General features: G+C 55.9%; 24 protein-coding genes and 2 pseudogenes. 20 read left to right on the top strand and 6 right to left on the bottom strand.

Features of this window, described 5'->3' with window-relative positions:
• Window positions 1–120: 120 nt before the first annotated feature.
• The 4 genes from AC25ND_RS01575 to AC25ND_RS01560 are packed head-to-tail and all read left to right on the top strand — an operon-like array spanning window position 121 to window position 4,864.
• Window positions 121–2,727 (top strand): phage tail tape measure protein, encoded by a 2,607-nt coding sequence (locus AC25ND_RS01575; protein WP_486976035.1) that lies wholly within the window; start codon window positions 121–123, stop codon window positions 2,725–2,727.
• Window positions 2,728–2,736: 9 nt separating this feature from the next.
• Window positions 2,737–3,579: a phage tail protein gene (locus AC25ND_RS01570; protein WP_486976034.1), complete on the top strand. Its 843-nt coding sequence runs from the start codon at window positions 2,737–2,739 to the stop codon at window positions 3,577–3,579.
• On the top strand, window positions 3,554–3,760 hold the full coding sequence (locus tag AC25ND_RS01565) for a tail protein X (RefSeq protein WP_486976033.1): 207 nt from the start codon (window positions 3,554–3,556) through the stop codon (window positions 3,758–3,760). The genes AC25ND_RS01570 and AC25ND_RS01565 overlap by 26 nt, the downstream gene beginning before the upstream one ends.
• 57 nt (window positions 3,761–3,817) lie before the next feature.
• Window positions 3,818–4,864 carry a phage late control D family protein gene (locus AC25ND_RS01560; protein ID WP_486976032.1) on the top strand — a complete coding sequence of 349 codons (1,047 nt, stop codon included), beginning with the start codon at window positions 3,818–3,820 and terminating at the stop codon, window positions 4,862–4,864.
• A gap of 49 nt (window positions 4,865–4,913) precedes the next feature.
• On the opposite strand, the gene AC25ND_RS01555 is transcribed toward AC25ND_RS01560, so the two are convergent.
• Window positions 4,914–6,944: an acyltransferase family protein gene (locus AC25ND_RS01555; protein ID WP_336196793.1), complete on the bottom strand. Its 2,031-nt coding sequence runs from the start codon at window positions 6,942–6,944 to the stop codon at window positions 4,914–4,916.
• Window positions 6,945–7,099: 155 nt separating this feature from the next.
• Here AC25ND_RS01555 and AC25ND_RS01550 point away from each other — a divergent pair, with 155 nt between their 5' ends.
• From AC25ND_RS01550 to AC25ND_RS01535, 4 genes are all read left to right on the top strand, one after another.
• Window positions 7,100–7,651, top strand: a complete 552-nt coding sequence (locus tag AC25ND_RS01550) for a glycoside hydrolase family 19 protein (RefSeq protein WP_099431141.1) — start codon at window positions 7,100–7,102, stop codon at window positions 7,649–7,651.
• Window positions 7,651–8,193: a lysis system spanin subunit gene (locus AC25ND_RS01545; RefSeq protein WP_486976031.1), complete on the top strand. Its 543-nt coding sequence runs from the start codon at window positions 7,651–7,653 to the stop codon at window positions 8,191–8,193. Before AC25ND_RS01550 ends, AC25ND_RS01545 begins: the two co-directional genes overlap by 1 nt.
• A gap of 151 nt (window positions 8,194–8,344) precedes the next feature.
• The gene (locus AC25ND_RS01540) at window positions 8,345–9,139 is read left to right on the top strand and encodes a DNA adenine methylase (RefSeq protein WP_486976030.1); all 795 of its coding nucleotides are present in this window, start codon (window positions 8,345–8,347) and stop codon (window positions 9,137–9,139) included.
• An 83-nt stretch (window positions 9,140–9,222) separates the two neighbouring features.
• Complete coding sequence (locus tag AC25ND_RS01535) at window positions 9,223–9,411, top strand: hypothetical protein (RefSeq protein ID WP_084941429.1); 189 nt, start codon at window positions 9,223–9,225, stop codon at window positions 9,409–9,411.
• Here the strand turns inward: AC25ND_RS01535 and AC25ND_RS01530 are convergent.
• The gene (locus AC25ND_RS01530; protein WP_486976095.1) at window positions 9,405–10,070 is read right to left on the bottom strand and encodes an SOS response-associated peptidase; all 666 of its coding nucleotides are present in this window, start codon (window positions 10,068–10,070) and stop codon (window positions 9,405–9,407) included. The two genes, AC25ND_RS01535 and AC25ND_RS01530, sit on opposite strands and share 7 nt — an antisense overlap.
• A 107-nt stretch (window positions 10,071–10,177) precedes the next feature.
• Here AC25ND_RS01530 and AC25ND_RS01525 point away from each other — a divergent pair, with 107 nt between their 5' ends.
• The 6 genes and pseudogenes from AC25ND_RS01525 (at window position 10,178) to AC25ND_RS01500 (ending at window position 15,836) form a co-directional block, all read left to right on the top strand.
• Window positions 10,178–10,606, top strand: coding sequence for a LexA family protein (locus tag AC25ND_RS01525; protein ID WP_486976029.1), 429 nt, complete (start codon window positions 10,178–10,180; stop codon window positions 10,604–10,606).
• Window positions 10,596–10,712 (top strand): annotated as a pseudogene (locus AC25ND_RS01520) (Y-family DNA polymerase); the annotation flags it as partial. The gene AC25ND_RS01525 and the pseudogene AC25ND_RS01520, both read left to right, overlap by 11 nt.
• 113 nt (window positions 10,713–10,825) lie before the next feature.
• A complete protein-coding gene (locus AC25ND_RS01515; RefSeq protein ID WP_096049762.1) occupies window positions 10,826–12,004 on the top strand; it encodes a tyrosine-type recombinase/integrase in 1,179 nt (392 codons plus the stop codon).
• Window positions 11,994–13,604 (top strand): hypothetical protein, encoded by a 1,611-nt coding sequence (locus AC25ND_RS01510; protein ID WP_288521891.1) that lies wholly within the window; start codon window positions 11,994–11,996, stop codon window positions 13,602–13,604. Before AC25ND_RS01515 ends, AC25ND_RS01510 begins: the two co-directional genes overlap by 11 nt.
• Window positions 13,605–13,840: 236 nt before the next feature.
• Entirely contained in the window at window positions 13,841–15,445 is a 1,605-nt protein-coding gene (locus tag AC25ND_RS01505; protein ID WP_240523135.1) for a site-specific integrase, read from the top strand.
• The gene (locus AC25ND_RS01500; protein WP_096049765.1) at window positions 15,435–15,836 is read left to right on the top strand and encodes a TetR family transcriptional regulator; all 402 of its coding nucleotides are present in this window, start codon (window positions 15,435–15,437) and stop codon (window positions 15,834–15,836) included. The genes AC25ND_RS01505 and AC25ND_RS01500 overlap by 11 nt, the downstream gene beginning before the upstream one ends.
• A gap of 5 nt (window positions 15,837–15,841) precedes the next feature.
• Here AC25ND_RS01500 and AC25ND_RS01495 read toward each other — a convergent pair.
• Both AC25ND_RS01495 and AC25ND_RS01490 read right to left on the bottom strand, forming a co-directional pair.
• A pseudogene (locus AC25ND_RS01495) lies at window positions 15,842–16,405 on the bottom strand (DUF4113 domain-containing protein); the annotation flags it as partial.
• A gap of 193 nt (window positions 16,406–16,598) precedes the next feature.
• Window positions 16,599–17,870, bottom strand: coding sequence for an abortive infection family protein (locus AC25ND_RS01490; protein ID WP_096049767.1), 1,272 nt, complete (start codon window positions 17,868–17,870; stop codon window positions 16,599–16,601).
• A 270-nt stretch (window positions 17,871–18,140) separates the two neighbouring features.
• Between AC25ND_RS01490 and AC25ND_RS01485 the strand changes: the two genes are divergently transcribed.
• The 4 genes from AC25ND_RS01485 (at window position 18,141) to AC25ND_RS01470 (ending at window position 22,244) form a co-directional block, all read left to right on the top strand.
• Window positions 18,141–20,192, top strand: a complete 2,052-nt coding sequence (locus AC25ND_RS01485) for a TonB-dependent receptor (RefSeq protein WP_096049768.1) — start codon at window positions 18,141–18,143, stop codon at window positions 20,190–20,192.
• Between the two features lie 600 nt (window positions 20,193–20,792).
• Window positions 20,793–21,206: a thiol-disulfide oxidoreductase DCC family protein gene (locus AC25ND_RS01480; RefSeq protein ID WP_096049769.1), complete on the top strand. Its 414-nt coding sequence runs from the start codon at window positions 20,793–20,795 to the stop codon at window positions 21,204–21,206.
• Window positions 21,191–21,751, top strand: a complete 561-nt coding sequence (folE, locus tag AC25ND_RS01475) for a GTP cyclohydrolase I FolE (protein WP_096049770.1) — start codon at window positions 21,191–21,193, stop codon at window positions 21,749–21,751. Before AC25ND_RS01480 ends, folE begins: the two co-directional genes overlap by 16 nt.
• 34 nt (window positions 21,752–21,785) lie before the next feature.
• On the top strand, window positions 21,786–22,244 hold the full coding sequence (locus AC25ND_RS01470) for a DUF3429 domain-containing protein (RefSeq protein WP_096049771.1): 459 nt from the start codon (window positions 21,786–21,788) through the stop codon (window positions 22,242–22,244).
• 49 nt (window positions 22,245–22,293) lie between these two features.
• On the opposite strand, the gene gvpC is transcribed toward AC25ND_RS01470, so the two are convergent.
• Window positions 22,294–22,389, bottom strand: a complete 96-nt coding sequence (gene gvpC / locus AC25ND_RS01465; RefSeq protein WP_486976094.1) for a gas vesicle protein GvpC — start codon at window positions 22,387–22,389, stop codon at window positions 22,294–22,296.
• 210 nt (window positions 22,390–22,599) lie between these two features.
• Here gvpC and AC25ND_RS01460 point away from each other — a divergent pair, with 210 nt between their 5' ends.
• Window positions 22,600–23,580 carry a TerC family protein gene (locus tag AC25ND_RS01460; RefSeq protein WP_096049772.1) on the top strand — a complete coding sequence of 327 codons (981 nt, stop codon included), beginning with the start codon at window positions 22,600–22,602 and terminating at the stop codon, window positions 23,578–23,580.
• A gap of 427 nt (window positions 23,581–24,007) precedes the next feature.
• On the top strand, window positions 24,008–24,790 hold the full coding sequence (locus AC25ND_RS01455) for an EAL domain-containing protein (RefSeq protein WP_096049773.1): 783 nt from the start codon (window positions 24,008–24,010) through the stop codon (window positions 24,788–24,790).
• A 162-nt stretch (window positions 24,791–24,952) separates the two neighbouring features.
• Here the strand turns inward: AC25ND_RS01455 and AC25ND_RS01450 are convergent, their stop codons facing one another.
• Window positions 24,953–25,384: a DUF2946 family protein gene (locus AC25ND_RS01450; RefSeq protein WP_096049774.1), complete on the bottom strand. Its 432-nt coding sequence runs from the start codon at window positions 25,382–25,384 to the stop codon at window positions 24,953–24,955.
• Window positions 25,385–25,509 lie beyond the last annotated feature (125 nt).

The following is a 25,509-nucleotide window of genomic DNA, read 5'->3' as shown; positions in this document are numbered from 1 at the left end:
AGAAGCAGCTGGCCAAGCGGCTGGCAAAGGAGTTGGGTTTCTCGGCGGCAGAGATCTCTGCGATGCCCTGGATGGACATCGTCTGGTGGCTCACGGATTGAGCCTGCAGGAGGGTAGCGCATGGCAAAGCTGGCGATCGCGCTGGAAATCGGCGGGGCCGTTGCCGCATCGCTTGGTTCGGCATTCGGTACCGCCAAGGGTCATATCAAGAAGCTCGAGGAGAGCGGCAGCCGCGCGAAGGTGTTGAAGAACACCATCGGCGAAACGATCAAGCTCCGGGAGGAATGGAAGAAGGCGCACGACAGCGGCGCGGCGGCGGCCTCCGGGTTGCTGCGGCGCCTGGAGGGCAATCTCGATGCTCTGAAGAAACAGGGCGTCGAGGTCGGCCGGCTATCCAAGGAGTACCAGCGACTCGGGCGTGAAGCGAAAGCTGCAGATCTGCAGCAGAAAGGCCGGCAACAGATCGATGCGGGGAAATCGTCGCTCAAGTCCAACATCGGTGCCACTGTGGTCGGCGCCGGTCTGGCTGCGATCCCGACGAAGATCAGTGCCGACTACCAAGCTATCATCCGTGACATCGCGATCAAGTCGGACATCGTCAACAAGCCGCAAGAGGCCCAGCTCAGCAGGGCGGTAATCGATACCGCGCGTGATACGGGGATGTCGCGCAACGATGTGGCGGACCTCATCAACCAGCTGGTCGGCGCCGGTATGGAGGTGGACAAGGCCATGGCTTATGCGCCGACGGCGGCGAAGTTCGCCGTGGGCCAAGGCTCCTCGGGCGTCGACACGGCGGCGATGATTCAAGCGCTGCAGCAGAACGCAAAGATCACCGACCCGAAGGTCATGCAGCAGGCACTGGAGGCCATCGCATATCAGGGGCAGGCGGGCAGCTTCGAGGCGTCCGACATGGCCAAGTGGTTCCCGCAACTGCTGGCAGGCATGGAGAAAAACGGCGTCACCGGGTTAGATGCGGTCACGTCGCTGGGCTCGATGCTGCAGGTGCAGATGAAGACTGCAGGCAGCGCCGACGAGGCGGCGAACAACTTCAAGAACTGGATAGAGAAGATCGGCGCTGGCGATATCCAGAAGAACTATGCAAAGGCCGGGATCGACTACCAAAAGTCGCTGAACACCGGCTTGCAAAAGGGCATGAACGTCATTGAGGCGTCCATGGGCCTGGCCATGCAGTACGTCGAGAAGACCGACCCGAAGAAGGCCCAGGCGATGAAGGACGCCCAGGCCAACATCGATAAGGAGGCTAACCCGGAGAAGGTCAAGGCGTCGCTCGAGGCGCTGGAAAGAAGCCTGCGCACCGGTGATGTGTTCGCCGACATGCAAGTCAAGGCAGCCCTTACGGCCTACGCGCAGAATCGGGGGCTGTACAACACCCTCAAGGCCGATTCGGCTGATGCGAAAAAGGTAGGGGGCATCCTCGACAAGAACCTGGCCGAGCGTCGAGAAACGTCCAAGCAGCAGTGGAGCGAGTTGGGCCAGGCCGTGGATGACTCGATGCGCAGCATTGGCGATGCGATCCGCCCGGCCACTGATCTGCTGGCTTCAGGGCTGACCAAGGTCGCTCATGGCATCACCTATCTGTCGGACAAGCTGCCTGGGCTGGTGTTGGGCATTTCGGGCGTTGCTGCGGCGGTGATGGCTTTCCTCACGGCACGCAGCGCGATCAAGGTTGGGCGTGGGGTGCTCAACCTCGCACGGGGCCGCAGGATGGGGCGCGGCGCCGGTGGAGAGGGAGAGCTGCCGGAGACGGGCAATCCGGTGGTCGACGCAGGCCTCGGCGCCTTAGGCAAGGTGTTCGGTGCGGGTGCTGCGAACGATGATCGTGGTGGCCTCGGGAGCGAGCCACAGCGTGTGTTTGTCGTCAACGCCAAGGACCTCGGCGGGTTTGGCTCATCGGCCGACGTGGGGGCGCCGGGTGGTCGACGGCGCCGCCGGCAGCGCAGGGGCCGGGGTGGACCTGCGCCGCGTCGATCCGCTCCTTCGGGTGCTGTTGGCCGAGTCGCTCGAGCAGGTGCTACGACAGGTGCGGCGGGCGCAGGCGCTGCGACGGCTGCAGCCGAGGTCGGTCGGATAGGCCGGGTGATGGGCGCAGTCGGCAAGGTGTCGAAGGTGGTCGGCAAACTCCCAGGCGGGAAGGTGCTCGATGCGGGCATGACCGTGGTCGAGACGGCCATGAACGCGAAAACCCAGGACGAGAAAGCCGAGGGCTACGGCAGCGCGGCGGGCGGGTTTGCCGGCGCGCTGGCGGGCGGTGCTGCAGGTGCGGCGCTCGGTTCTGTTGTGCCCGTGTTGGGCACGGCGATTGGTGGTGCTATCGGGGCCGCGATCGGCGGCCTTGGCGGTGAGGGCCTGGGCGGCTGGCTGGGCAAGAAACTGTTCGGCGAGGACGAGCAGGTGGCGAAGGCGGACAAAGATAAGTCGGCCCCTGGTGATGTGGCTCGGTCGATCGCCGCCGCCGCACCCGCTCCCACGGCGCCCGTCGTGGCCCAGGCGCTCGAGCAGGCCAAGCCCAAAGCGGACCCGCCCAAGGTCGACCAGCAGTTCTCCTACATGCCCAACATGCCGATCACCGTTCAAGGCGACGTCAAGGATCCGCAGCAGGTGTTTCGCTCGCTCGAGGGGATGATCCGCAACAGTTGGGAAACCTGGTCACGGGAAAGCCTGGCTCGTCAGGCCGCTGGTCAGCTCTTCGATCAACCTCACGTTTAAGGAGGTGCCATGGCCTACATGGCGTCCATGCAGTCGACGCTGTCGTCGTTAATTGCGGCGGGGGAGGCTGGCCGTACCAGTCTCGATGGGATGCTCGGCCCGCTGACCGGTGCTGTCGGTGACATGACCGGCGCCGCTTCGGAGCTGGAGAGCCTGCCAGTCCTTGGCCCGGCCCTCGGCCAGAAGCTGCAGCGCACGATGCGGGCGATCAATGCTGCCCAGTCCACGGTGGGCCAGGTGGCATCGGCCTACAGCCAGTTGGTCAGCGGAGCGGCAGCGGTGCAAGACCGCATCGGCTCGCTGAAGGAACAGGCCGGCAGGGCCTCGGCAGCGATCAGCCGCATTGCTGGGCAGGCAAGCCCTACGCTGGCCAACATCCTGCCGACCAGTGCGCTTGCGCCGCTGGCCACAACGGCAGCCGAGGCAATCAAGCCCTTCCCGCACCTGCTGATACTGCAGCCGCTCGACGCCAAGCTGCAGCCGTATTACTTCAACCTGGATACCGCAGCCTTTGACGAGCTCCGCCGGCAGACGTCGGCGCGTTGGGCCGGCCAAGAGCGCCTCACGCGGGACATTGCGCAGCAGGCGGTCGGGCAGGGAGAGGACAAGATCACGCTCAAGGGAGTGATCTTCACCAGCAGGGGCGGGATCAAGCAGCTGGATGCGCTGCGCACAATCGTCCGCCGGCTACAGCCGGTCAGCCTGGTGACCGGTTACGGCGACGTGCTGGGCACCTGGTGCTTGACCAACTTGGACGAAGAGCAGGGCGCGCTGCTGGCCGGCGGCATCCCGCGCAAGCAGGGTTTCTCACTGGAGTTTGTGAAGTATGGCAACGACATGCAGAACGTCTGACGGGGATCTGCTGGACACGCTGTGCTACCAGCATTACGGGCACCTCAACGGCACGGTCGAGCTGGTGCTGCAGGAGAACCCTGGGTTGGCGGATGAGCCGCAACCCTACCGTGCCGGGGTCATCATCGTACTGCCCGAGCTGGCAACGCCCTCGATCGAGACAATCGAGCTGTGGGGATGACCCACCGCCACACACCGAGCCCCGCCCAGTGCGGGGCTCTTTCATTCTGGAGGGCCTATGCAACCCACTTTCCGCATCGTCGCTGATGGCAGGGACATCACGATGCTGATCAACGACCGGCTGATCCTGCTGAGAACCACCGACAAGCCCGGCATGGACTCCGACGAGTTCGAGCTGCGGATCGATGATCGCGACGCGGCGGTGGCTTTGCCTGCCAGGGGCGCCAGGATCGAGGTCCACCTGGGCTACGTTGGCCAGCCGCTGGCTCGTCTGGGCCGATACACCGTCGACGAGATCGAGGTCTCGGCGCCGCCACGCACCATGGTGATCCGCGGCAAGGCCAGCGACATGCGCGGCACCGGCAAGACCACGCGCAGTGGCAGTTGGGAAGGCGTGCCCCTGTCGCAGATTGTCCGCGACATCGCCGCCCGCAACGGCTGGACACCGGTCTGTCCGGTGCAGACGAAGGTCGATCGCGTCGACCAGCGCAACGAATCCGACTTCAACTTCATCACCCGCCTGGCCAAGCAGTACGACTGCACGGCGAAAGTGGCCGACGGAAAGCTGCTGGTCATGCCCCGTGAAGCCAGCCTGAGTGCCAGCGGCAAGGCCTTTGGCACGGTCACAATCACCCCGGCAGATGTGAGCCGGTGGCAGTTCCGGCTCGGCGATCGCAACGCGCAGGCGGCCGTGAAGACCACGCACCAGGACAAGAAGACTGGAGAACTGGCCGTCATCGAGCTGAGCAACGACGACGCCCCCTCCGGCTTGCCGGGCGTGCATACCGATCGCCACATCTACCCGAACAAGTCGGCAGCCCAGCAGGCGGCCAAAGCCAAGCTCGCGGCATTCAACCGCAGCACGGCGAGCGTGCGCCTGCAGATGACCGGGCGCACCGATCTTTTCGCCGAACGGGTCATCAATGCCCAGGGCTTCAAGATCGGCCTGGATGGCGAGTACCTGGTAGACAGCGTCGAGCAGACGTTCGACGCCTCGGGCTGGTCGACTGCGGTGGAGTGCAACGGCGGAAAGAAGGGCAAGGCGAAAGCCAGGGGAAAAAAGAGGAAGTCACAGCAGCCACTCCGGGTAGTTCAGTTGAGCTAGACCCGGAGTGGCTTAGTGTCATCAAGACCAGGGAGGCGGGCTCCAGTGCCTACCGGGCGGTCATAGGCGGTTGAGCAGCGTTCATCAGGGCGCTCTCTATCGCAGGGTACACGGCAAGTGCGCCGCTTGCGCTCAGGTGGTTGTCATCGAAGTACCAGAATTTCCCGTCTCTGGTCAGGGGACAGATAGACCCCTGGCAGAGGATGGGATCTAGGCTGATCACCGTCGCTTGTGATTCGCGAAGTGCATTTACTGAGAATGCACTATTCGACTCATGCTCTGCCCGTGATACTGAAAGCGAATTGTATACCGCTTCACTGCCTTTCCCGGTGCGCAGAATCTCTTTAGCGTTACTGAGTTGCTGGGGATTGTCTTCCACAAAATAGACATTGACGCCAATGTCGCGGAAGCGCTTAACCGTGTTGCCGATTGCCCACTGCAAGTCTTGAGCAGATTGGGAGAGCGTGGGTTCGATAGTCGGATCTTTTGCGATGAGGTTATAGTCTGCGGGCTTTGTAGTCCCGCCGCTGTAATAGGACCACCGCCCCATCAGTACGACAGTGCTGATCTGCTTGGACTTTATATACGAGAAAATACGTTCATTGAGCGCTTGGCAATTGCGTTTTTCAATCTCAAGTTCGCCACGCATGGATTGGACTCCCAGTAATGGAGGGCAACCGGAGGCGGAGGAAAAAGCGATTGACAGCGAGTGCTCTGCAGCTAGCTTTTCAAATGCGGGGAGCAGGCTGTATGCATGGCTATCGCCGAAAGCAAAAATGTCTTGCGTCGGTTTCGCGGCGCCTACTTGGCAATGCCAGTTACCTTCTTTTTTGTAGGCGTGCAGAACATCAATACATTCGGCCTGGCTTTTTGCATCTGACCTTACGATGCTGTTTGCGTAGGATTCCAGTGCCTTGTTGGCTTGTCGCTCTGGCAGCCCACCCGCCATGTAAGTTGCGCCGCCTACTGCGGCGATAACTACCATCGCGGCAGAAGGCATGATTACCTTGAGGCGTTCAGAGCTGAAGCTTCTAATTGGGAGTTCAAGATAGCGGTAGGTTACCCAGGCAAGCGCTACTGAAAGCAGCATCGCGGCAGCCATTACCAGTGCGGTGGGCTCTCCTTCGGTAATGCGCAACAAAGAGAACAGTGGCCAGTGCCACAGGTACAGCGGGAAGCTGATCAGACCGAACCACACCATGGGTTTAGCTGACAGCAGGTTCTTGTTAACCCAGGCCATTGGCCCGGCAAGAATAAGAAAAACCGCACCGATCACCGGAATGAGTGCTTTGGTGCCTGGGAAACTCGCGCCTTTCTTAATGTGTAGAAGGCCAAAGATCAGCAGTGCAAGGCCCAGGAATGAAAACAGGCTTCGCAGACGTTTTTGCTTGCTGCTTAGCGTGGCCCAGGTTGTGGTGGAAATAGAGGTATCTTTGTAGGTCGTGAACCATGCAAGCAAGCTACCCGCCAAAAGCTCCCAGAAACGCGTAAGCGGCGAGTAGAAAGTTGCCGTCGGATCGTAACCGATAAGTTTTACATTCAATGCGAATGAGGCGATGGCTGCGCAGACGAGTAGGGCCGCAGGGCTCACTCCGAAGCGATAAAAAACGTAAATCGCAAGTGGAGTGAAAATATAAAACTGTTCTTCTATTCCCAAGCTCCACAAGTGCAGTAGGGGCTTGAGTTGTGCTGAGGTGTCAAAGTAGCCTGATTCGCTCCAGAGTGCGAAGTTAGAAATAAACGCCGCACCGGAGGTGATATGCTTGCCGAGTTGCGAAAATTCCTCAGCCGTTAGACTGAGCCAGCCCATTATATATGTGGCTGCCAGTACCAGGATAAGTGCTGGAAAAATACGCTTGATCCGCCTGCCATAGAAATCGGCAAAGCGGAAAGTCTTGTTGTCCAGGCTCTTAAAAATAATGGAAGTGATTAAGAAGCCGGAGATCACGAAGAAAATATCTACGCCAATGAATCCACCCCTGAGTAAGGAGGGGAACGCATGGAATAGTACGACGCTAAGTACTGCAATAGCGCGAAGCCCGTCGATGTCGGGCCGATATTTAATATTTGGGTTGCTCATCCGTAGCCTAGTCAATAAGTCAATCGAAAGCGATGCGGTGGCGAGTTTACCTGAAGGCTATTTACCTTGACGAGCGCTCGGTTCTGCGGCCCCGGCTCTGGCTGAATGGCCTTTACAAATGATTCAGGCCGTCAGGCCACAGCAGGAGATTCATGATGACTGTCACTCTCAAGCAGCTGCAACACATCCTCCCCAACGCCGGCACTCAAGCCGGCGTTTTTCTTCCTGTACTGAATGCGGCAATGGTCAAGTGGGGGATTGTCACCCCGCTGCGTAAGCGTGCCTTCCTCGCCCAGATCGGGCATGAGTCTGGCCAACTGCGCTATGTCCGGGAGTTGGGCAACGACCAGTACCTGGCGAGGTACGACACGGGCAAGCTCGCAGCCCGGCTGGGCAACTCGCCCGAGGCCGACGGCGACGGCCAAAAGTATCGCGGCCGTGGCCTGGTTCAGATTACCGGACATGACAACTACAAGCGTTGCGGTGAAGCCCTGGGTCTCGACCTGCTCGCCTGTCCCGAACTGCTCGAGCGCCCCGAGCATGCGGCCGACTCGGCCGGCTGGTTCTGGCACCAGGCCAACCTCAACTCGCTGGCTGACAAGGGGCGGACGGCGTTCGAAGCCATCACGCGCCGTATTAACGGCGGCCTGAATGGCCTGGAGGATCGCTTGACGATCTACAGGCGTGCCGAGCAGGTGCTGATCTGATGGGCCTGGAATCGCGGCTTGCGCTGCTGGCCCTGGTGTTCGGGGCCGTGGTCGGCGCACGGTTTGCCTGGTGGTGGCAGGCCAACGAGCTGGCCACGCAGGCGGCGGGCTACGAGCAGCAGCTGGCGACAAAGGATCTGGAGCATGGTCGGGAGCGGGAGGCTGCAGCAGTGGCGGCGCTCGGCCAGCTCGAACAGCAGCAGGCAGCAAGGCGCGCGTTGGAAGATCGCCTGCAGGCCCAAGACAAAACCCACTGGAAGGAGATGAACGATGCTCAACAAGCTCAGGCTCGCCTGCGCGACCGGCTTGCTACTGCTGATCTGCGGTTGTCAGTCCTGGTCGACGCCGGATCCCTTGCCGCCCAGGGTTGTGGCGGTGGGGTGCGAGCGCCCGCCGGCACCGGAGGCGTGGTGGTTGGAGCCCTACGCGCCCAACTTGACCCAGCGCATGCTCGACGAATTATCGCCATCACCGACGAAGGCGATCGAGGACTGATCGCGCTCAAGGCCTGTCAGGCCTACGTGCGCGAAGTCACGAAGTAGTAAAGAGGCGAGCCGGGCGGATGCGTCAACATCCAGCCCGGCCCGCCGAACCCGCAGACCCTTCCTGCAAGTCCAGCCGTGGCCCCTGCCTTGTGCACAAAGCGCGGCGAGCCTAACACCTGTTTATCCATACAGTAAAGACTTGCAATCAATGACCTCTCCAATCATTCCCTGGATGGGCGGCAAGCGCCGCCTGGCCGACCGCTTGATTCCCCTCTTTCCCCCTCATGAATGCTATGTCGAAGTCTTCGCCGGCGGTGCCGCGTTGTACTTCATGCGTCCCCAGGTCGCCCCGGTCGAGGTGCTCAACGACCTCAACGGTGACCTGGTGACGCTTTACCGGGTGGTGCAGAACCACCTCGAGGAGTTCGTCCGCCAGTTCAAGTGGGCGCTCAGTTCGCGCCAGATCTTCGAGTGGCAGAAGATGACTCGCCCCGAGACGCTGACCGACATCCAGCGTGCCGCCCGTTTCTTCTACCTTCAGCAGCACGCCTTCGGCGGCAAGGTCACCGGGCAGACGTTCGGTACCGCTACCACGGGACCGGCCATCAACCTGTTGCGCATCGAGGAGAATCTCTCGGCCGCATGGCAGCGCCTGGCCGGCACCTATGTCGAGAACCTGTCCTGGCTCGATTGCGCCGAGCGCTACGATCGAGCGTACACGTTCTTCTACATGGACCCGCCTTACTGGCAGACAGCCGGCTACGGTGTCGACTTCCCGTTCGAGGAGTACGAGCGCATGGCCGACTTCATGCGGCGTTGCAAGGGTAGGGTGATGGTCAGCATCAACGATCACCCGGACATCCGGCGAGCCTTCGACGGTTTCCGCTTCGAGTGCCTGGACATCCGCTACAGCAACACCAACCAGCGGCAGGGCAAGGCCGATGTCACTGGTGAGCTGGTGATCATGAACTGGGAGCCGGAACGGTTGGGACAGCTGTTCTGAGGCCTGCGCGTATCTCTGGCTGGCACTTTATACTGCCCTAATCTAAACATCAGGGCAGTGTCGTGAAGCGAACCATCGAAGGAATGATCCAGGCAGGTGAGCCGCTGATGAATGTGGCTCTTGAGGACATGCGCGCTTACCACAGGGCGCAGGACTCGGGAGCGCCGGCAGAGGAGGTTGAGCGCCTGCGATTGATAGCAGAGTCCTCATTTAAGGCGGTCTCCGACTACCAGTTGTATGCGCTTGGCCATCAAGCCCTGATTCGTCACTGAGCCGGCTCGATTAGAGCTGGCCCCTGGTTCCGCACGTTGCCCACGGCAGTTCCTACGCGGTACCACTCGAAGGCCTCGGCCGGCTCGCCCAGGTTGAGCACCATCTGTTCAGCGTGCTCGCTGGGCATGCCGGCCGCAACCCATTCGATAGCCAGATCGGGCGACAGTACGACTGGTCGCCGATCATGCACGTCGACCATCCCGCCCTGTGCGTCGGCGGTGATGATGACGAACCCGTCGTGCTCGTTGCCTGCGAACTGACCTATGGAAGCGCATAGGGCAGGGCGTCCATCTCGTCGGTGGATGAAGTAGGGTTGCTTTTTCGGTCCTCCTTCATCCACCCATTCATACCAGCCGTCCACCGGTACGATTGCCCGGTGCGGCCAGATCGCGCGGAAGAACGGGCCGTGCGCCACCTTTTCGACCCTGGCGTTGATCGGCGCCGCCCGGTCGGCCGCCCAGTGCGGCCGCCACCCCCACCTCACCAGGTCCGCGCGCGGGCCTGCGTCATCTACTCGAAGCACCGCCACATTCGTCGTTGGCGCGACGTTGTACCGGCCAAGAGGCTGGTCGCTGACGTTGTTTCGCCAGACCTCCGGCATGCTCAGAGTGTCAACGAAGTCATGGATGCCGCTGTACTGACTTAGCCTCCCGCACATAAACCACCTCGCTCGTTTGTCGGCTGCCTCGCGTCCGCGCATTGACGTAGGAACGGTCTGACAGTTTACTGTATGAATATACAGATATTCATTTGAGTTGATCTGCCATGACCATCACCTTCCTGGGCGCGCCGACGTGCGGCCCTACGCGGCTGCCGGTGTACTCGTTCCGTGTGCCGGCCGGATTCCCTTCGCCAGCGGCGGATCATTTGGAGCGCCATATCTCCCTCGACGAGCTTTTCGACCTGCGTGCTCCTCACGTGTACTTGGTGCAGGTGGAGGGCGACAGCATGCAGGGCGCCGGCATTTTCTCGGGCGACCTTCTCATCGTAGACCGCAGCAAGGAGGCTGAGCACGGCGACATCGTGATCGCCGCGATCAACGCCGAGCCCGTCTGCAAGCGCCTGTACCGGCGCAATGGCGTGCTGATCCTTCGGTCGGAGAATCCCGCCTACCCACCGCGGCACGTCATGGAAGGCGACGACCTGGTCATCTGGGGTGTGGTTCGCTACAGCGTGCGCGATCATGCCCAGTGACCAGGTGTTCGCGCTGATCGACTGCAACTCGTTCTACGCGAGCTGCGAGCGCGTGTTCCGGCCCGATCTGGCCAAGACGCCCATAGTGGTGCTGAGCAACAATGATCTGAGGGGTGGTAATCGTTAGTAGAACCTGTACAGTCCGCGCCTTGATCTGAACCGCTCTGGACGAGCCATTCCAGACTTCATAGGTTCCATTGGCAATCCCTAAGGCGCGGCATGAGGCTTGTATTCGCAACAAAAGACCTAGTCCTGTCAGGTCGATCTTTTGAAGGGTTCCCCCTATTGCTCGGAGCAGATGGCTGGCCAGTGGAGCCAGTACAAAGCTTCCTCTGGCATGTGCTTGTCGAATCTGGTGAGTCCCTCAGCGATCTGACGTGGGAGGCTTATGGTCGTCGTCTGTACGACTATTTCGCCTTCCTTGAGGCTAACCAGTTGTCCTGGAGCGATGAGAGCCCTGCGCACGGCCTGAGCATCCTTTCAAGGTACGCGGATTGGTCTATCGGGGAGTTAGGGCTTGATCCTGGCACGGTTAACAAACGCCTAGCCTTGATTGTCAGGTTCTACCGTTGGGCTAAGCAGCGCGATCTGATAGCTGCTCTGCCTTTCGGTGAAAAAAAGATCAAAGTAGCGCCGCACTCCGGCTTGCTTGCCCATGTTGCTAAGCCTGGACCCGAGAGAACGAAAGTTTCCGTCATGGTGCGGGAGCGACGCCGTATGACGAAGTTCTTGACCAAGGATCAAGTCAAAGAGTGTCTTGCTGTAGAAACAGATCCTAGCCACAAAATTTTGTTTCACCTCATGGTGAGAACCGGTCTTCGTTCCTGTGAGGCAAGGTCATTTCCCATAAAGTATGTATTCAATCCGAAGCTGCAAAAGGGACTGCGTAAAGGGCAGATGATTAGTGTTGCCTTAGATCCATTGGATATGCACATAAAATATGACCGTCCGAGAGTAATAGATGTCCCTTGGTCGCTTATGGAGGATATGTGGTCTTACTCTCTTCATCAACGAGAACTGCGCAAGTCCTGTGGTGATGGTAATGTCAGTGCGCTGCTTCTGACCAACAATGGAAGGCATTATTCCAAAGACTCTATCGTGGATGTGATGAAGTCGTATGAGCAGAAATGCGGCTTCTATGTTAGAGCTCACATGCTGCGTCATACTTATGGGACTTATACACTGCTGGCACTCCGTAAGAGCAAAGAATTTGAGGGGGAGCCATTGTTGTATGTAAGGGATAGACTGGGTCATTCTGATGTGCAAACTACTATGATCTATCTTCACCTTATAAATCAACTTGAAGCCCAATCTGTATTGGCGCATGAAGATGAGATTGACATGATGTTCATGGCTGATTCCTCTAGCCAGGCTCTAGGTGATATCCGTGGCGCGTAAAAAAGATTACAAGGCTGTCATGCCTTCGGTTACCAAGGGGGTTGAAGCTGTAGATGACGCTATTAGGATTGATCTACCGAGAAACCCTAGAAATCACAGGCAGATTGATCATTCCCAATATTTAGGCTTGGGATTTGATGCGTGGGCTGTACAGAGCATGCATGTGATCAGGGCATTACTTCAAGGCGGAAAACTTTCCGTCTCCACTCTGATCGGCTACTCAGTTAATGGGCTAAGATTCTTCTTCGGCTTTCTGCGTAGTGGGGTGCTGGCGGCGCCTCCTTTAACGCCAAACAACCTTACGAAACGCGATGTGGAGCGCTATATATCTTGGCTGAAGATAAAGTACCCGAATGGCTCAACAGCCAAAAACTATTACACAAGCTTTAAGTCGTTACTGATCACCCTGGGTAGCTACGGATTTATTGAGTGCGATGTTAAAGGCTTATTGCCTCTCAATGTGTTTCCAAAAAACTCCCAGAGAACGAAGGACGCAGAGCCTCTTTCGCTGGGAGAGATGAAGAGGCTAATGGTTGCATTGAAATCTGACCTAATCGCTATTCATAAGGGTAGTTTTTCTGGTAATGGCGCGGAAGCGATGTCAGTCTTGTTGTTAATTACAGCGGCAAGGTCAGGTATCAACACTACTCCGCTCCTTGAAATGCCAAGAGATGCGTTGAGGCCTCACCCATTTATTCCGAATTTGAGAGTTATTAATACCATTAAGCGCCGTGGTAAAGGTGCGCAGGCTAAAACCATTCGTCAAACCAACCTAGTAGACGAATATAGTGCGATACCTCTAGATGGTGTTGCAGTGCTGAATAAGGCCCTGGAAATAAGCAAGCCACTTGTGGAGCTCGCATCGGATGAAATCAGCTCGTATGTGTGGTTGTATCGTTCAGGGCAGCGCGGGGGTGAGAATAAAGTTGTGGTGCTCACGCCGGGGGCGGTATATGTATCAACCAAAAATATTTGCGAGCGACATGCGATTGAAAGTGATGAAGGTACACGCCTACATGTGACACTCAGTCAGCTTCGTAAAACTATGGAAAGTCGGCTTTGGAAACTGAGTGGCGGCGACATACTTGAAGTGGCCTCCGTGATGGGGCATACCCCTGCTGTGGCAGATAACCATTATCTAAAAATCAATGATGAAATTAAAGTTGAAGGAGCTACTTTCGTTGGAGATGCTTTTCCTGACAAGCTGCGAGGCATCAACGTCATCCCAACGCCACCAGGTGGCTGCAAGGACACCCTTTACGGCGCTAGGGCTCCTAAAGATGGGGTGAATCATTGCGATGAGTTTATCCACTGTTTGGGGTGCCCTAGCTATGCAATCGTAGGCACATTGGATGACCTATATCGTCTGTTCAGCTACCAGCAGTTCCTGCATGCTGAGATTGGATACTTCCTTACCGATGAGTGGGAGGCATGGCGCAGTCGTCAGTATAATTACATTCGTTTGATTGATGAGTTTACACATCGAAAATTTGACTCAGAGCTAATAGCCCAAGCAAAGGCGAAAACCCTAGAGGAACCTCATCCATTCTGGGGTGCGAAAATAAAATTCATGAAAAAGAAAGCTAGCGGTGCAGTGTGAGCTCTAGAACATATAATTCTCTACTAAAGGCCTATGACGTCCTCGTAGCTCAGCCTGTAACTGCCAGTGGCCTGAGCCAAGAAGAGCGTGGCAATATAGTTATAAGTGCAATAATTGGCAGTCATGATAGGATTTTGATCCTTAGCAGGTTGCGTGATGATCAATGGGATCTGCGTCCTTACTTTGATCAAGCTAACGTCTCGGAATCTTACAAGTATATAAATTGGGGCGCGGACATGCCTAAGTCCTTGGTGGACGACTGCAAGGCCGTAGTCTACGCTTGGTTTAAGAGGGGGCTGCCAGGCTCAAAGCCTCCCATCGCACGCGGAATTACTACGCTTGCAGTTGCAAGTGTTATGCCATTTGTAAGGTGGTTAAACAACTTAGGTGTCACTAGGTTTAGTGATGTTCGTCCTATTCATATTAGTAACTACGTGCATCACTGCAAGCATGAGCTGAAATTAAGACCGCTACCACTATATGGTCGGTTAAGAATTATCGACTTTCTTTGGGTCTTTTCTGCCGAAATGCTGTTCCCGCTCCAGAGCTGTCCATGGGGTGACTCCAGTCTGTGGCGCGTCTGCGGTATAGGTAAGATCAAAGGCGCTGAATCCATCGATAGGAATGTTGGAGGAACTGGCATTATACCTTCACAGGATCAGTCAAAAATTTTCAATTATTGCGAATCTGTAGTTTCGGAAGCTAAGGCTGAGATTGCGGTAAATGGCATAGGATACGAGCCTTGTGACGAGGCAATGTTTATCCGTGTACGTGACTCTGTGCTTTATATAGTCTCAATTACTAGCGGTATGCGAAACGATGAAGCAATTGGTATTGAGGTTGACCAGTGGCGCCGCGAGTACAAGGGAGGGGTGTTGTTCTGCTGGGTATCCACTGTGGAGCACAAAACAGGAAAAGGGCGAGTTGAATATCTTGTTCCAGAGTTAACCTTAGAGGCATTAGACCTATTGGCACGTTACTCTGCCTATGTTAGGAAGGATCTTGGTCAAGAGATTCGAGCGCTTGAAAAGGATATGAATCCGATTGATCCTGCTGAACATATCTTAAGGCTTGAGAAGGCACGGCGGGATTCTAAAAAGCTTTTCCTGGCTAGGCAGCGAAAAACTGGGTTATCTGGAGGGAGGCATATCGAGGCACTCAGCGGCGGGGGTTCTAATCGCGCTTTTGACCGAATTGCAAAGGCGGCAGGTAGTGATTGGCCTCTCCGCACCCACCAGTGCCGCCGCACTTACGCAAGGTGCTTCGTGGAGTCGCGCATGGGGCGGACTTCTCTTGTCTGGCTTAAGTGGCAATTCAAGCACACTAGCATGAGCATGACCCAGCTTTACGCTTCTAATCCGAAGCAAGACATGACTCTTTTTGACGAAATCATGCAACAGATGACTGATTTTAAAATTGATTTGATTGAGTCGTGGCTAGACGATCAACCTCTTGCAGGTGGCGCTGGCGAAAAAATTGTTGAGTTACGTGCAATTCCAATCAAGGATAGGACTTCTCTTCTTTCTCAGACGGCACCGCATGCAAATATACGTGGAACTGGCCATGGCTGGTGTATCGCGACTGAGCGCGGCTGCGGCGGCGCTGGTCTCTACGAAGCTACTCGGTGCCCAGGTTGCAAACATTCGGTGATCGATGAGTTTTTTGCGGAAACTTGGCAGGATATTTACAGTCAACAGTTAGAGCTGATTACAATTGTTGATGCAGGCCCTGCTGTGAGGCAACGAGCTGAGCGGGATTTGCAGGTCGCGCTAGATGTTATCACCAGTCTTGGCCTTTCCCCGCTCAATGACGATACGGTGGAGGCTACCAATGGCTACTAAGCAGACTGCAGGCCGTTCAAGATTGAAGACTCTAGAGACCCTTGATAAAGCTATTGATAGCCTGGTCTCAAGCAATGAGAAGATCTCCATCGCTTCGGTAGCACGGGTAGCGAACGTGACGCCTGGCCTGATACATAATACCTACCCAGCCGTTGCGGAAAAAATTCGCGTCCTCATGGGGAAGTCCGTGCGTGCCCAACGTGATTCGAAGCACCAGGCACTGATGGACGAGAAGGAAAAAAACAGACAACTCCGTGCTGAAAACGAACAGTTGTTGGCCGAGCTCGCTCAGTTAGCTTCTGTAAACCAACGTTTGATTTTTGAGGTTGCGGAATTGAAAGCGCTGTCCAGTGGAAAAGTTACTGCCCTGGGTTCCAAGCCAACGATATGAGGGGGTTATCGACATTGTACCTTCCAGAGCTGGTCTAATCGGGTGGTGTAGCTCGGACTTAGAAAATCACGGTTCATAGCCCATTCGGGGCTGGCAGGAATGCGAGCTGGACGCATCGTGCCTCGGCCCCATTTTGCGTTGATCTGATCCATTACCTCCATAAGCCTTTGCGACGTTGCTGGCTGCTCGCTGGCGAAAAGGTCGGGGGTGTACTCACCTGACTGGCAGATGTTCAGGAGCAGAACTTCTGCCTTCATGAAGGCAAATCCAGGCTGGTAGATTAGCTCTAAACCGTGTATCGCTGCCTTTGTTTTATCCCACTTTTTTGCACCATGGTTAGCAAGCTTGGCCAAGGTCTTCGAGCTGGCAATCCCGATGCCGACCGGAATCCCTGTACAGCGCAGAATTCGATCCTTGATCAGATGGGCATATTGTTGGAGGTCACCTTGCAGGCCTGTCAGCTCTGCAAACGCCTCATCGAGGCTGTACACCTCAGTCGCGGGTGCCATCTGCTCAATGATGGTCATGACTCGACTGCTGATGTCTCCGTAAAGGGCGTAATGGGTGCTGACATCATAGTTTGACACAGCACCCCCTGAAATATGTGACCTGGAGGAAGTCTTCTTGCCGGCGGTGTCGCAAAATAGATTGACACATCCCTGAGGCACACCGAATAAAGCCCTCAAATTTTTACAACATAGTTTGACACAAGCCATCTAAGGGCAATGAAAACGTCAATTTTTGGTGATGATCGGAGCGTAGCTACCGCTTTACCTCTAGCTGCGTAGACTCTCGGTATCGATGCGTTTCCGAAACGAAATCGACAAATGCCACCGCAGCAGCTATTGCAAGCCGAGCATGCCTCGGTTGCAATCCTCGGTGCTGTCCATCTTTCCCATGCCCGGTACCGTACAATCCTCTCAACTGCGTGAGATTGCTGGTTAACTGGGTAAGGTTGCGGAGTACATTCTTGATGTTTTCAGCCCCCTTGGCTGCATCACTTACGCCATCAGGAACCAGCTGTAGGGCTTTGGTCACCTTCTTCGTCAGGTTGCCAAGGTCATCGGCCTTCGTGAACGGAATTTCTCGAATCGTGAGGATGGATTTGCAGCAGCTTTCGATAAGCTCTTTGGCCGTCCCGATCGCCAATTCTGGATCTGACTCGACGGCATATTCCATGCGCTCAATCTGCTTCGCCATCCATCCGGCGCTCAGCGCCTCGACAACTACTTTCGCTCGCATGACAGACCTGCCTGCGTTTGCCTCTGCTGAATCGCTGCTCATCAGTCGGTAGGAAAAGCGAGGGCGACCGGCAATCTGCTGCTCTTGGTACAACTCCCAGCCGGCGTCATGCAACTGATCGTTGAAATGCTCAACAAGTTTGATTGCCTCTTCACGTTGTGGGCGAACGACTGGGTGCACCGTTTCACAGAGGAACCGGAGAAACGCCTCAGCACTCCCGTCAAAGAGGTTGAATCGGGGGTCGCTGAAGATCCATTCATCCTCCCAATCGTCGTTGTTATAGCGATGCTGCCAAATGTCGCCGGCGGCGTCTTTGTAGCGACTATCGGTGGACGGGAGATTTTCAAGCTCGTACAGCCGACTGAGAAACTCAACATCGTTGAGCTCCCCATGCCACTTAACGTTCTCCAGACGTAGACCATCTGCAATGTTCTGCCGCACTGATTTCGGCAGATTGGAAGATTTCCCGGATCGCCAATCAGCTTGGAACTCACGGGCGGGGATGATCAGCGCCGAATAGGCAACGTCTTGCTCGTGCTCAGTCACCATCCTCAGTGCAGTCGTGATTTGTTCCTGGAGTGAGGCCCGCTTGAGCCCGAGCTTGGCGTACTCCAACGCAGGAATGGTCAAGCGGATGTCCCAGTAGTTGGTCCCACCATTCCAATTATCGTTGCCAGTCAGTTCCGCGGTCGCAGGATGACCGCGGACAATCTCAGCCGCCTCATCAGCACCCTCTGCCCGCAAAACAGCGTACACCGTCGCCAAAAGCGGCTCGATTTCGGTTTGCTTCATACGGTTTCCAATCCAGATACCTGAGATTCATCGTAGCTAGCACGACAGGCTATCTGCCATCAAAAATTGAGGCGTCGGTGAAAAGGCGAGCCCCGATTCACCGCGAATCTGAGTGGCCTGTCGCTCATTCTGATTCTAGAGCCGTAGGTGCGACCAAGGGGCGAACGTATCGGTGTCGCCTATGAACGCGCGGAAGCCTATCTTCATGATTTTGATATGATATAACATATTATAAGCAAGCAGACTCAGACCCGCAGTTCAGGAGCTTTCATGAGATTCACGTCGGCCTCCATTGCCGCATTTACGGCATTGTTCACCCCTGAAATTTTTGCCGACCAAACTGGCAACTCCACCATCACCCTAGGCGAAGTGAGCATTACGCAAAAAGCAGGCGTGGCCCTGAGCACAGAAAACGTACTGACATCAGTCGACGTCATGGGCGGCGATCAGGTGGAAGACAAGAACGTGATGAATAGCTGGCAACTACTGGGGCAGATGCCAGGTATACAACTGACCGAAACTGGTCAAGGAGCGGAGTCGGGCAAGGCCACGTTCCGCGCATTTAATGGGGAGGGCTACATCAATGGCATCAAGACCCTAATCGACGGTGTGCCGAGCAACGTCAACAGCGGCAACCAGCGCTTCATCGACATGATCTTCCCGCTGGACATTGACTACATCGAAGTGGTGCGGGGTACCAACGATCCACGCTATGGTTTGCACAACATTGGCGGAAACATCAACTTCGCAACCCGACAAGGCGGCAACTATCTCGATAGCCGCCTGACCTATGGCAGCTTCGACACCAGGGAGGTGCAGCTGGCAATCGGTCACGAGGAGGGCAACATCGCCCAGAACTACTTCCTCGCCAAACAGGACAGCAACGGTTACCGCGATCACAGCGAGTCCAACAAGTACGCGCTCGGCGGCAAGTGGTTCGTGAGCAACGACGAACAGAATTTCCGGGTCGGACTGATCGCCCGGTTGTACCATCATCAGGCGCAGGAGTCCGGCTTTCTTACCCGCGAGCAGATGCACGACAGCCGTACCCAGTCACCAGCGAAGAACGCCAACGATGGCGATGATCGCGACATGAAGCACCTCAGCTTGCACACCGATTGGCAGCTCAACGATGACCTAAACCTAAGCAGCAAGCTGTACTACAACAGCTACAACGATGACCGTACCATCACCTTCACCGACTATCAGCCAGGCAATGCACCTCGTCAGCGCCGCCAGTGGGACGAACAGCAGACTGGTGTGCTGAGCAACCTGACCTGGCGCGCCAACAACCTGCTGACCCTCGACGGCGGCATCAACTACGAGGAACAAAACAACAGCTACCGCCGCCTGCGTTACAACTACAGCGTTCCGACCGACTTCGATATCGCCCCGGCGCGGGTGCAGAACGATGACCGGTACACCCTTCGCACCATCGGTGGCTACGTGCAGGCCGTCATCCAACCCATCGAGTCGCTGAAGATCATCCCGGCCATGCGGGTGGACAAGTTCTCCGGCACCACCGAGCTGCAAAATGGCGTCAAGGCGTCACTGCAGGACTATGGCTGGATCCGTCAGCCGAAGCTGAGCGTGGTCTATAGCCTCACCCCCGAGATCGACCTTTACGCCAACTGGGGCCGGACTTTCCAGATTCTCACTGGCTCGACCGCGCCGGCCTATTTGACCCAAGGGCAGGGTTCGTTTGACCCGTCGATCAATACCGGCAAAGAAGTAGGGGGGAAGTTCCGTCCGTTCGAGGGCGCGCAAGCGCGTGTCGCGGTATGGCAACAGGACGCCACCGACGAGGTGGCAAATATGCCCAGCACTGGCACCACGGTGGGCCTGGGCGAAACCCGTCGTCGCGGTGTGGACATGCAGATCACCGCGCAACTGGACGAGAAGTGGACAGTATGGGCCTCCCATGCGATCCAGGAAGCCAAGGTGGTCAAGGCCTACACTGCGACCGGCCAGTCGTTGTCGGGCAAGGAGGTCTTCTCTACGCCGCGGTACATCAGTAACGTCGGCGTCGATTACCGCTACAACGATGACTGGAAGTTCGGCCTGCAGGGCCGCGCGCAGGGCAGCTACTACATCGACGAGGTGAACGAGCAGGGCAAGTACGGCGGTTTCGTGGTGATGGACGCCAGCGTCAGCTACCGCCTAACCAGCACCACCAGCGTCGACCTGCAGGTGAAAAACCTGCTGGATCGCGAGTACGAATACGTCTGGTATGACAACTTCTTCTGGGGCGGTGACGACCAGCCGATGTTCTCTCCGGCGCCCGGGCGCTCGGCCTTCGTCTCTCTTAACATGAAACTGTGAGAAGATGGGTGCATTCACGCGGCTGGCGTGACTGCGCCCATGAGCGCCGGGCCATGCGTGCGTTGGCTTTCTGAAAACAGCAACCCCAGAGACGGACCAAAGGCGCCATCAATGCAAGATGCGGCTGCCCAGCCGACGTAGGCGATGCGGGGCAGCCATCGGATCCATGCCAGCATACGACGGCTTTTGGCAAGATTACGACCTCAGGGAAGGATACAAGAATGCAATGCAAAGACGCGTGCGGATCTTTCAAGTGAACAACGTATTATGCCCGAACACAAAATTTCTGACACCCTCCTGCCTAAGGTGTATTCCTCTATCACTCCGTTTCTAGACCACTCCTCCAATCTTCGTTTCCCCTAGCTGGCTTTCGCAACGTCTCAAAAGCGATGCAACTATCGCACCCTGGTGTAAACCAGCACGTTCCGATCTCGACTGACATCTGATGACTCCAGCCGCCTACCGCAATCTGTAAACGGCACAGACCCCGCCAGCGTCAGGCGGATGGGCGCTTCCGAGGTGATCCCTCATCGAGGCCATTGCTAATTTCGCGGGTTCCGCTAACTTATACAAAACCTGTACAAGATCGAGGTGTTGTACATGTATTGCCAGTGGCCTTTGACCCTTTATTTTGACGGTGCCTGCCCATTGTGCGCCAGGGAGGTGGCCTTCCTGCGCAGGCGTTCAACTGCAGCAAAGCTCATCCTGATCGATATTGATTGCGATGACTTCGATCCCATAGCGCTTGGCCTGTCGATTGAGCAAATGAGATCGTGCTTGCACGCAAGGTTCGCGAACGATCATTGGGTAACAGGCTTGGACGCTACCCTTTGTAGCTGGCGTGCTGCCGGTGTTGGGATGTGGGCCGCTCCACTGGCTTGGCGTCCGCTACGTCCTTTGCTTTCAGTTTTGTACAGGTTTTTCTGTCGTTTGAGACCAAATTTGGCCTGGTTACCCCATCCCGAGGGTAGGCAACGTTGCAAAGGTGAGGAATCCCAATGTCACATTCGCTAGCCGAGCATTATCGTGAAATCCTTGTTGGCGTTGGTGAAAACCCTCAGCGAGAAGGGCTCTTGGACACACCCCAGCGTGCTGCCAAAGCGATGCAATATCTATGCAATGGCTATACCCAGAGCCTAGCTGAGATAGTCAATGGCGCTTTGTTCGAAAGTCAGAATGATGAGATGGTGGTCGTTCGCGATATTGAGTTGTACTCATTGTGCGAGCATCACATGTTGCCGTTTATTGGGAAAGCGCATGTCGCCTATCTGCCAACAGGACGAGTATTAGGGCTTTCCAAAGTGGCGCGTTTAGTTGATATGTTTGCCCGCCGTTTGCAGATTCAAGAGAATTTGACTAGACAGATTGCATGTGCCATGCAGGAAGTGACTGATGCGGCAGGTGTTGGCGTCGTTATCGAGGCCAAGCACATGTGCATGATGATGCGAGGTGTAGAAAAGCAGAACTCAGTGATGATTTCATCGGTAATGCTAGGTGAGTTCCGAGACTCCCCGACTACCCGGCACGAATTCCTTAACCTCATTGGGCGACATATCTGAAATATGATACTAGCCGCATAGGAAGAACGTGGTCATGAGTGCAGTTTTCAATACGTTATCTCCAAGTCGTTTTAAAGTATTTGGCTATAGTGGCTTGCTGCCGTTTGTTGGTGTGGCACTGCTGATTTGTTTAGCGACTGATTACCGAGATTTTCTATCTGTTGCTTTGGTGGGCTATGGGGCTGTGATACTGAGCTTTGTCGGGGCCTTGCATTGGGGTTTCGCTATGACGTTACAGGGCTTTTCTGCAAATGGGCGACAGGAGAGGCTCGTGTGGAGTGTTATTCCCGCCCTCATCGGTTGGGTTAGCATGTTGCTACCTGTGTCATGGGGCTGCTTGGTATTAGCCTGTGGCTTCATTGTACATCTGTGGCAAGATCGCAAATTGGTCAATATTTTGCCTGGGTGGTACTGGCCTATGCGAGTACGTTTAACCATAGTCGCAAGTGTGTGTTTGCTAATTGGTGCGCTTGTACTGTCTTTTTTTGATTGAGCTCATTATCCCGATGGCAGCTGCTGGGCAACCGTTGAGGCGGTACCACCTAGACTAGGTCAGCCCTGTGCGTGACGGCTTTTAGGGCTTTCGCTTGCCAGAGGCGCTTGCTAACTAATCGGTCTAGCTCTTGGCGGGCTTGCAGCCCATCAATGAGTTACCTTTGATGTGTAATTCGGCAGCTCGGGATGATCCAATGCCGAGTATGCTGGAGAAATAATTAGTAAAATTTTTCCTCTTGCAAGGTTGTTTGATTGGATAAAATCTTAATGTGTGACGCCGGGCCCCTCTGACGGTTAATTAGCCGCCATGTCGGAGTCATAGTTGTTGAACTACGACTATATAGGAGGGGCTCATGACTGCCCTAAATGCGTATCTCGCTCAGGATTTCCTGGGCACTGATCTGTGGCTCTGGCTTTCCTTTTTTGCTGTGGTTTTAACTCTGCTAGCGCTTGACTTAGGGGTTCTCCATCGAGGGAATCGAGAGATTGGCGTCAAAGAGAGTTTGCTGCTGTCAGCTGGCTACATCAGCATGGGCCTACTGTTCGCTGTTTGGGTTTACTTCCAGAAAGGCAGCGACGCAAGTATGGACTATGTGACTGGTTTCCTGATTGAGAAGTCCCTGTCGATGGATAACGTATTCGTTATCGCATTAATATTTAGCTTCCTGGCCATCCCTAGAGAGTTTCAGCATAGAGTGCTGTTCTGGGGGATTATGGGAGTCATCGTCTTGAGGGGCATTATGATAGGCCTGGGGGCCGCGCTTATTGCGCAGTTCAGCTGGATACTTTACGTTTTCGGAGCTTTCTTGGTTTTCACTGGGATAAAGATGCTATTCGCTCGTGTGGATCATGCACCTGATCTGGAGAATAACCGGTTCGTCAAGTATCTCCGTAGTCATTTGCCCATAACCAAGGAGTTGCATGGTCAGAATTTCTTGGTGCGGCTGCCCAATGCCTCAGGTAAAAAGGTGTTGTGGGTAACACCGCTATTTCTTGCTTTGATTCTTATTGAGTGTGCTGACTTGGTCTTCGCTGTTGATAGCGTTCCCGCAATCTTTGCTATCACTCAGGATCCCTTCATTGTCTATACCTCTAACATTTTTGCCATACTCGGATTGCGGGCGCTGTATTTTGCGCTGGCGGCGATGATAAGCCGCTTCGCTTATCTTAAGTATGCCTTGGCCTTGGTGCTTGTCTTCATAGGTACGAAGATTTTCCTTCACGATATCGTGGGCAAGGTACCCGCAGAGATTTCTCTGAGCGTTACAATTGGTCTTCTGATTGGCGGTGTATTGCTGTCGCTTTGGAAGACAAGAGAGCCCGTCAAGTTTTAACGGACTAGCTTTTATCGTTGCTTTTAGCGAGAGGAAAGCGCGGAAGCGTTATTTTACAGGACAATGCAGTAAACCTGTAGATCTTGGATTGGGCGTCCGCCATTACACCGCTCAAGCTTCCGCGTGTAGTGGTTGGATGTCTACATTCCTTGAGCACAAGCGCCCTGGCTAGCCGCTATTGCAGCAGGCTCTCCAAGCGATCCGGGCCCATCAGCATGCGGTGGATGAAGGGAGGCCAGCCGAGGAGATCGAAACGCTCCGTCACGAGGCTGATCATCTGTGTCAAACCGTCATCGATTACCTGTTACACAAGGCCGGTACGCTAGGCCGATCAATCCACTGAGATGGATTGGGTAGGGGGAGATTGGCTTGAGATGCAGATTCAAGCATTCTGCAAAGCCATACTCCGTAACCTCGACGATATCCCATGAGCAAACCTGTTTTCCCTCAGCCCTTTTTAGCGATTGGATGCTCCCAATGTCGTGACCTTGCTAGCCTGAATTTCGAAATTACCATGGCGTTCCAGCCTATAATCCATGTGCCTTCAGGTAGGCCGTTTGCCTATGAGGCACTGGTTCGCGGAGTGAACGGTGAAAGCGCTGCGGACATTTTGGCCAAGGTATCGCCCGACAATCTGTACCGTTTTGATCAGGCCTGTCGCGTGAAGGCCATCGAACAAGCGGCTGGGCTGGGCTTGGGTCGGCAGAAAGAGTGTAAATTGAGCATCAATTTTCTGCCCAACGCCGTCTACCGTGCTAGCACCTGTATCCGGGCTACCTTAGAGGCTACTCGAAGATTCGACTTCCCCGCCAATCTGCTCATGTTCGAAGTGACCGAGGGCGAGCGGATAGAAGACACTGAACACTTGAAATCGATCTTCAAGGAGTACGAGCGGCAGGGCTTCACCACTGCAATAGACGATTTCGGCTCGGGGTACTCAGGGCTGAATCTACTCGCAGAATTTCAGCCTGCTGTACTCAAGCTGGATATGGCTCTCACTCGGGGAATCAACCAGGACTCGGTTCGCCAGGCCATCGTCGCCGGTATCGTTTTGGTGGCCGAGCGGTTGGGCATTACGCTTATTGCCGAGGGGATTGAGACTGACGAAGAGTGCCAAGCGCTGTTGGCGCTGGGGATTGATTTGATGCAAGGGTATCTGTTCGCTCGACCGCAGGTGAATGGATTGCCGTTGATTGAGCGGCTTTCTTGATCTTGACCTGATAACGCCCCCTTATCCTAGCCCTCGTGAACCCCGTGCGGATTAATCACCAGTCTCTTGGCTTCAGTTGTAATGGAGCAGTCCCAAGCAAGCGGAGCGCGCCGGCCCCGGACGGGCCAGAGGCGTGAGGATGGAAGCCCGAAGGGCCGCAACCTAGCGAAGCCAGGGTGCGGTGTGCGACAGCCGTACCCCGGAAGCGCGTGGATTCAGGTTCGGCCACTGCTCACGGGGCAGTGGCAAGCGTGGGGCATGGCCGTGCAACAGCTCTGCAGGCCAGAAACGCGGGAACAGGTGTTTGAAATAGTCGCCGGCCAACAGAGCCTGCCCAGCGTGGCCACAGCAGCAATCACCGGCTTGAAGCTTGCTGTCGGCATGGTCCGCCAGCTCGGGCTGGTCGAGTTTCAGTTGTGCCAGCAGCGATTTGGGCAGGCTCTGCGTGCCGTGCAGGCTGCAGAAACTGCCAAGGATAAGGGATTCATCGAGAACGGGGGCACGCAACGAACGGTCGAGCGGCATCGCCAGCAGGTTGAACAACACTGCGAAGCAGGCGAGCAGCCAGAGGTAAGTGCGTACGTGTGCCAGCATGGACCGCCCCATGAAGTAAGCTGCGCATTAAGCCGCATTGACGGTGGTCTGTAAAAGTTCCCGTCGGCGTCATTGTGTCGCAGCCAGCCTTAGCAACCCGAGCTGATCCCCTTTTACAGCGCCTG

It is taken from the genome of Pseudomonas sp. P110(2024) (genome assembly GCF_057480795.1).
The sequence above is the reverse complement of the archived record's forward strand: the minus strand, read 5'-3'. Positions and strand labels throughout refer to the sequence as shown.

What these genes read in the sequence shown, in the direction of transcription:
- AC25ND_RS01575 (WP_486976035.1), top strand. Translation starts at nt 121, where the DNA reads ATGGCAAAGCTGGCGATCGCGCTGGAAATCGGCGGGGCCGTTGCCGCA.
- AC25ND_RS01545 (WP_486976031.1), top strand. Translation starts at nt 7,651, where the DNA reads ATGGGCCTGGAATCGCGGCTTGCGCTGCTGGCCCTGGTGTTCGGGGCC.
- AC25ND_RS01455 (WP_096049773.1), top strand. Translation starts at nt 24,008, where the DNA reads ATGAGCAAACCTGTTTTCCCTCAGCCCTTTTTAGCGATTGGATGCTCC.
- AC25ND_RS01500 (WP_096049765.1), top strand. Translation starts at nt 15,435, where the DNA reads ATGGCTACTAAGCAGACTGCAGGCCGTTCAAGATTGAAGACTCTAGAG.
- AC25ND_RS01460 (WP_096049772.1), top strand. Translation starts at nt 22,600, where the DNA reads ATGACTGCCCTAAATGCGTATCTCGCTCAGGATTTCCTGGGCACTGAT.
- AC25ND_RS01470 (WP_096049771.1), top strand. Translation starts at nt 21,786, where the DNA reads ATGAGTGCAGTTTTCAATACGTTATCTCCAAGTCGTTTTAAAGTATTT.
- AC25ND_RS01490 (WP_096049767.1), bottom strand. Translation starts at nt 17,870, where the DNA reads ATGAAGCAAACCGAAATCGAGCCGCTTTTGGCGACGGTGTACGCTGTT.
- AC25ND_RS01530 (WP_486976095.1), bottom strand. Translation starts at nt 10,070, where the DNA reads ATGTGCGGGAGGCTAAGTCAGTACAGCGGCATCCATGACTTCGTTGAC.
- AC25ND_RS01540 (WP_486976030.1), top strand. Translation starts at nt 8,345, where the DNA reads ATGACCTCTCCAATCATTCCCTGGATGGGCGGCAAGCGCCGCCTGGCC.
- AC25ND_RS01515 (WP_096049762.1), top strand. Translation starts at nt 10,826, where the DNA reads ATGAGGCTTGTATTCGCAACAAAAGACCTAGTCCTGTCAGGTCGATCT.
- AC25ND_RS01525 (WP_486976029.1), top strand. Translation starts at nt 10,178, where the DNA reads ATGACCATCACCTTCCTGGGCGCGCCGACGTGCGGCCCTACGCGGCTG.
- AC25ND_RS01535 (WP_084941429.1), top strand. Translation starts at nt 9,223, where the DNA reads ATGATCCAGGCAGGTGAGCCGCTGATGAATGTGGCTCTTGAGGACATG.
- AC25ND_RS01485 (WP_096049768.1), top strand. Translation starts at nt 18,141, where the DNA reads ATGAGATTCACGTCGGCCTCCATTGCCGCATTTACGGCATTGTTCACC.
- AC25ND_RS01560 (WP_486976032.1), top strand. Translation starts at nt 3,818, where the DNA reads ATGCAACCCACTTTCCGCATCGTCGCTGATGGCAGGGACATCACGATG.
- folE (WP_096049770.1), top strand. Translation starts at nt 21,191, where the DNA reads ATGTCACATTCGCTAGCCGAGCATTATCGTGAAATCCTTGTTGGCGTT.
- AC25ND_RS01570 (WP_486976034.1), top strand. Translation starts at nt 2,737, where the DNA reads ATGGCCTACATGGCGTCCATGCAGTCGACGCTGTCGTCGTTAATTGCG.
- AC25ND_RS01480 (WP_096049769.1), top strand. Translation starts at nt 20,793, where the DNA reads ATGTATTGCCAGTGGCCTTTGACCCTTTATTTTGACGGTGCCTGCCCA.
- AC25ND_RS01450 (WP_096049774.1), bottom strand. Translation starts at nt 25,384, where the DNA reads ATGCTGGCACACGTACGCACTTACCTCTGGCTGCTCGCCTGCTTCGCA.
- AC25ND_RS01505 (WP_240523135.1), top strand. Translation starts at nt 13,841, where the DNA reads ATGCCTAAGTCCTTGGTGGACGACTGCAAGGCCGTAGTCTACGCTTGG.
- AC25ND_RS01550 (WP_099431141.1), top strand. Translation starts at nt 7,100, where the DNA reads ATGACTGTCACTCTCAAGCAGCTGCAACACATCCTCCCCAACGCCGGC.
- AC25ND_RS01555 (WP_336196793.1), bottom strand. Translation starts at nt 6,944, where the DNA reads ATGAGCAACCCAAATATTAAATATCGGCCCGACATCGACGGGCTTCGC.
- AC25ND_RS01565 (WP_486976033.1), top strand. Translation starts at nt 3,554, where the DNA reads ATGGCAACGACATGCAGAACGTCTGACGGGGATCTGCTGGACACGCTG.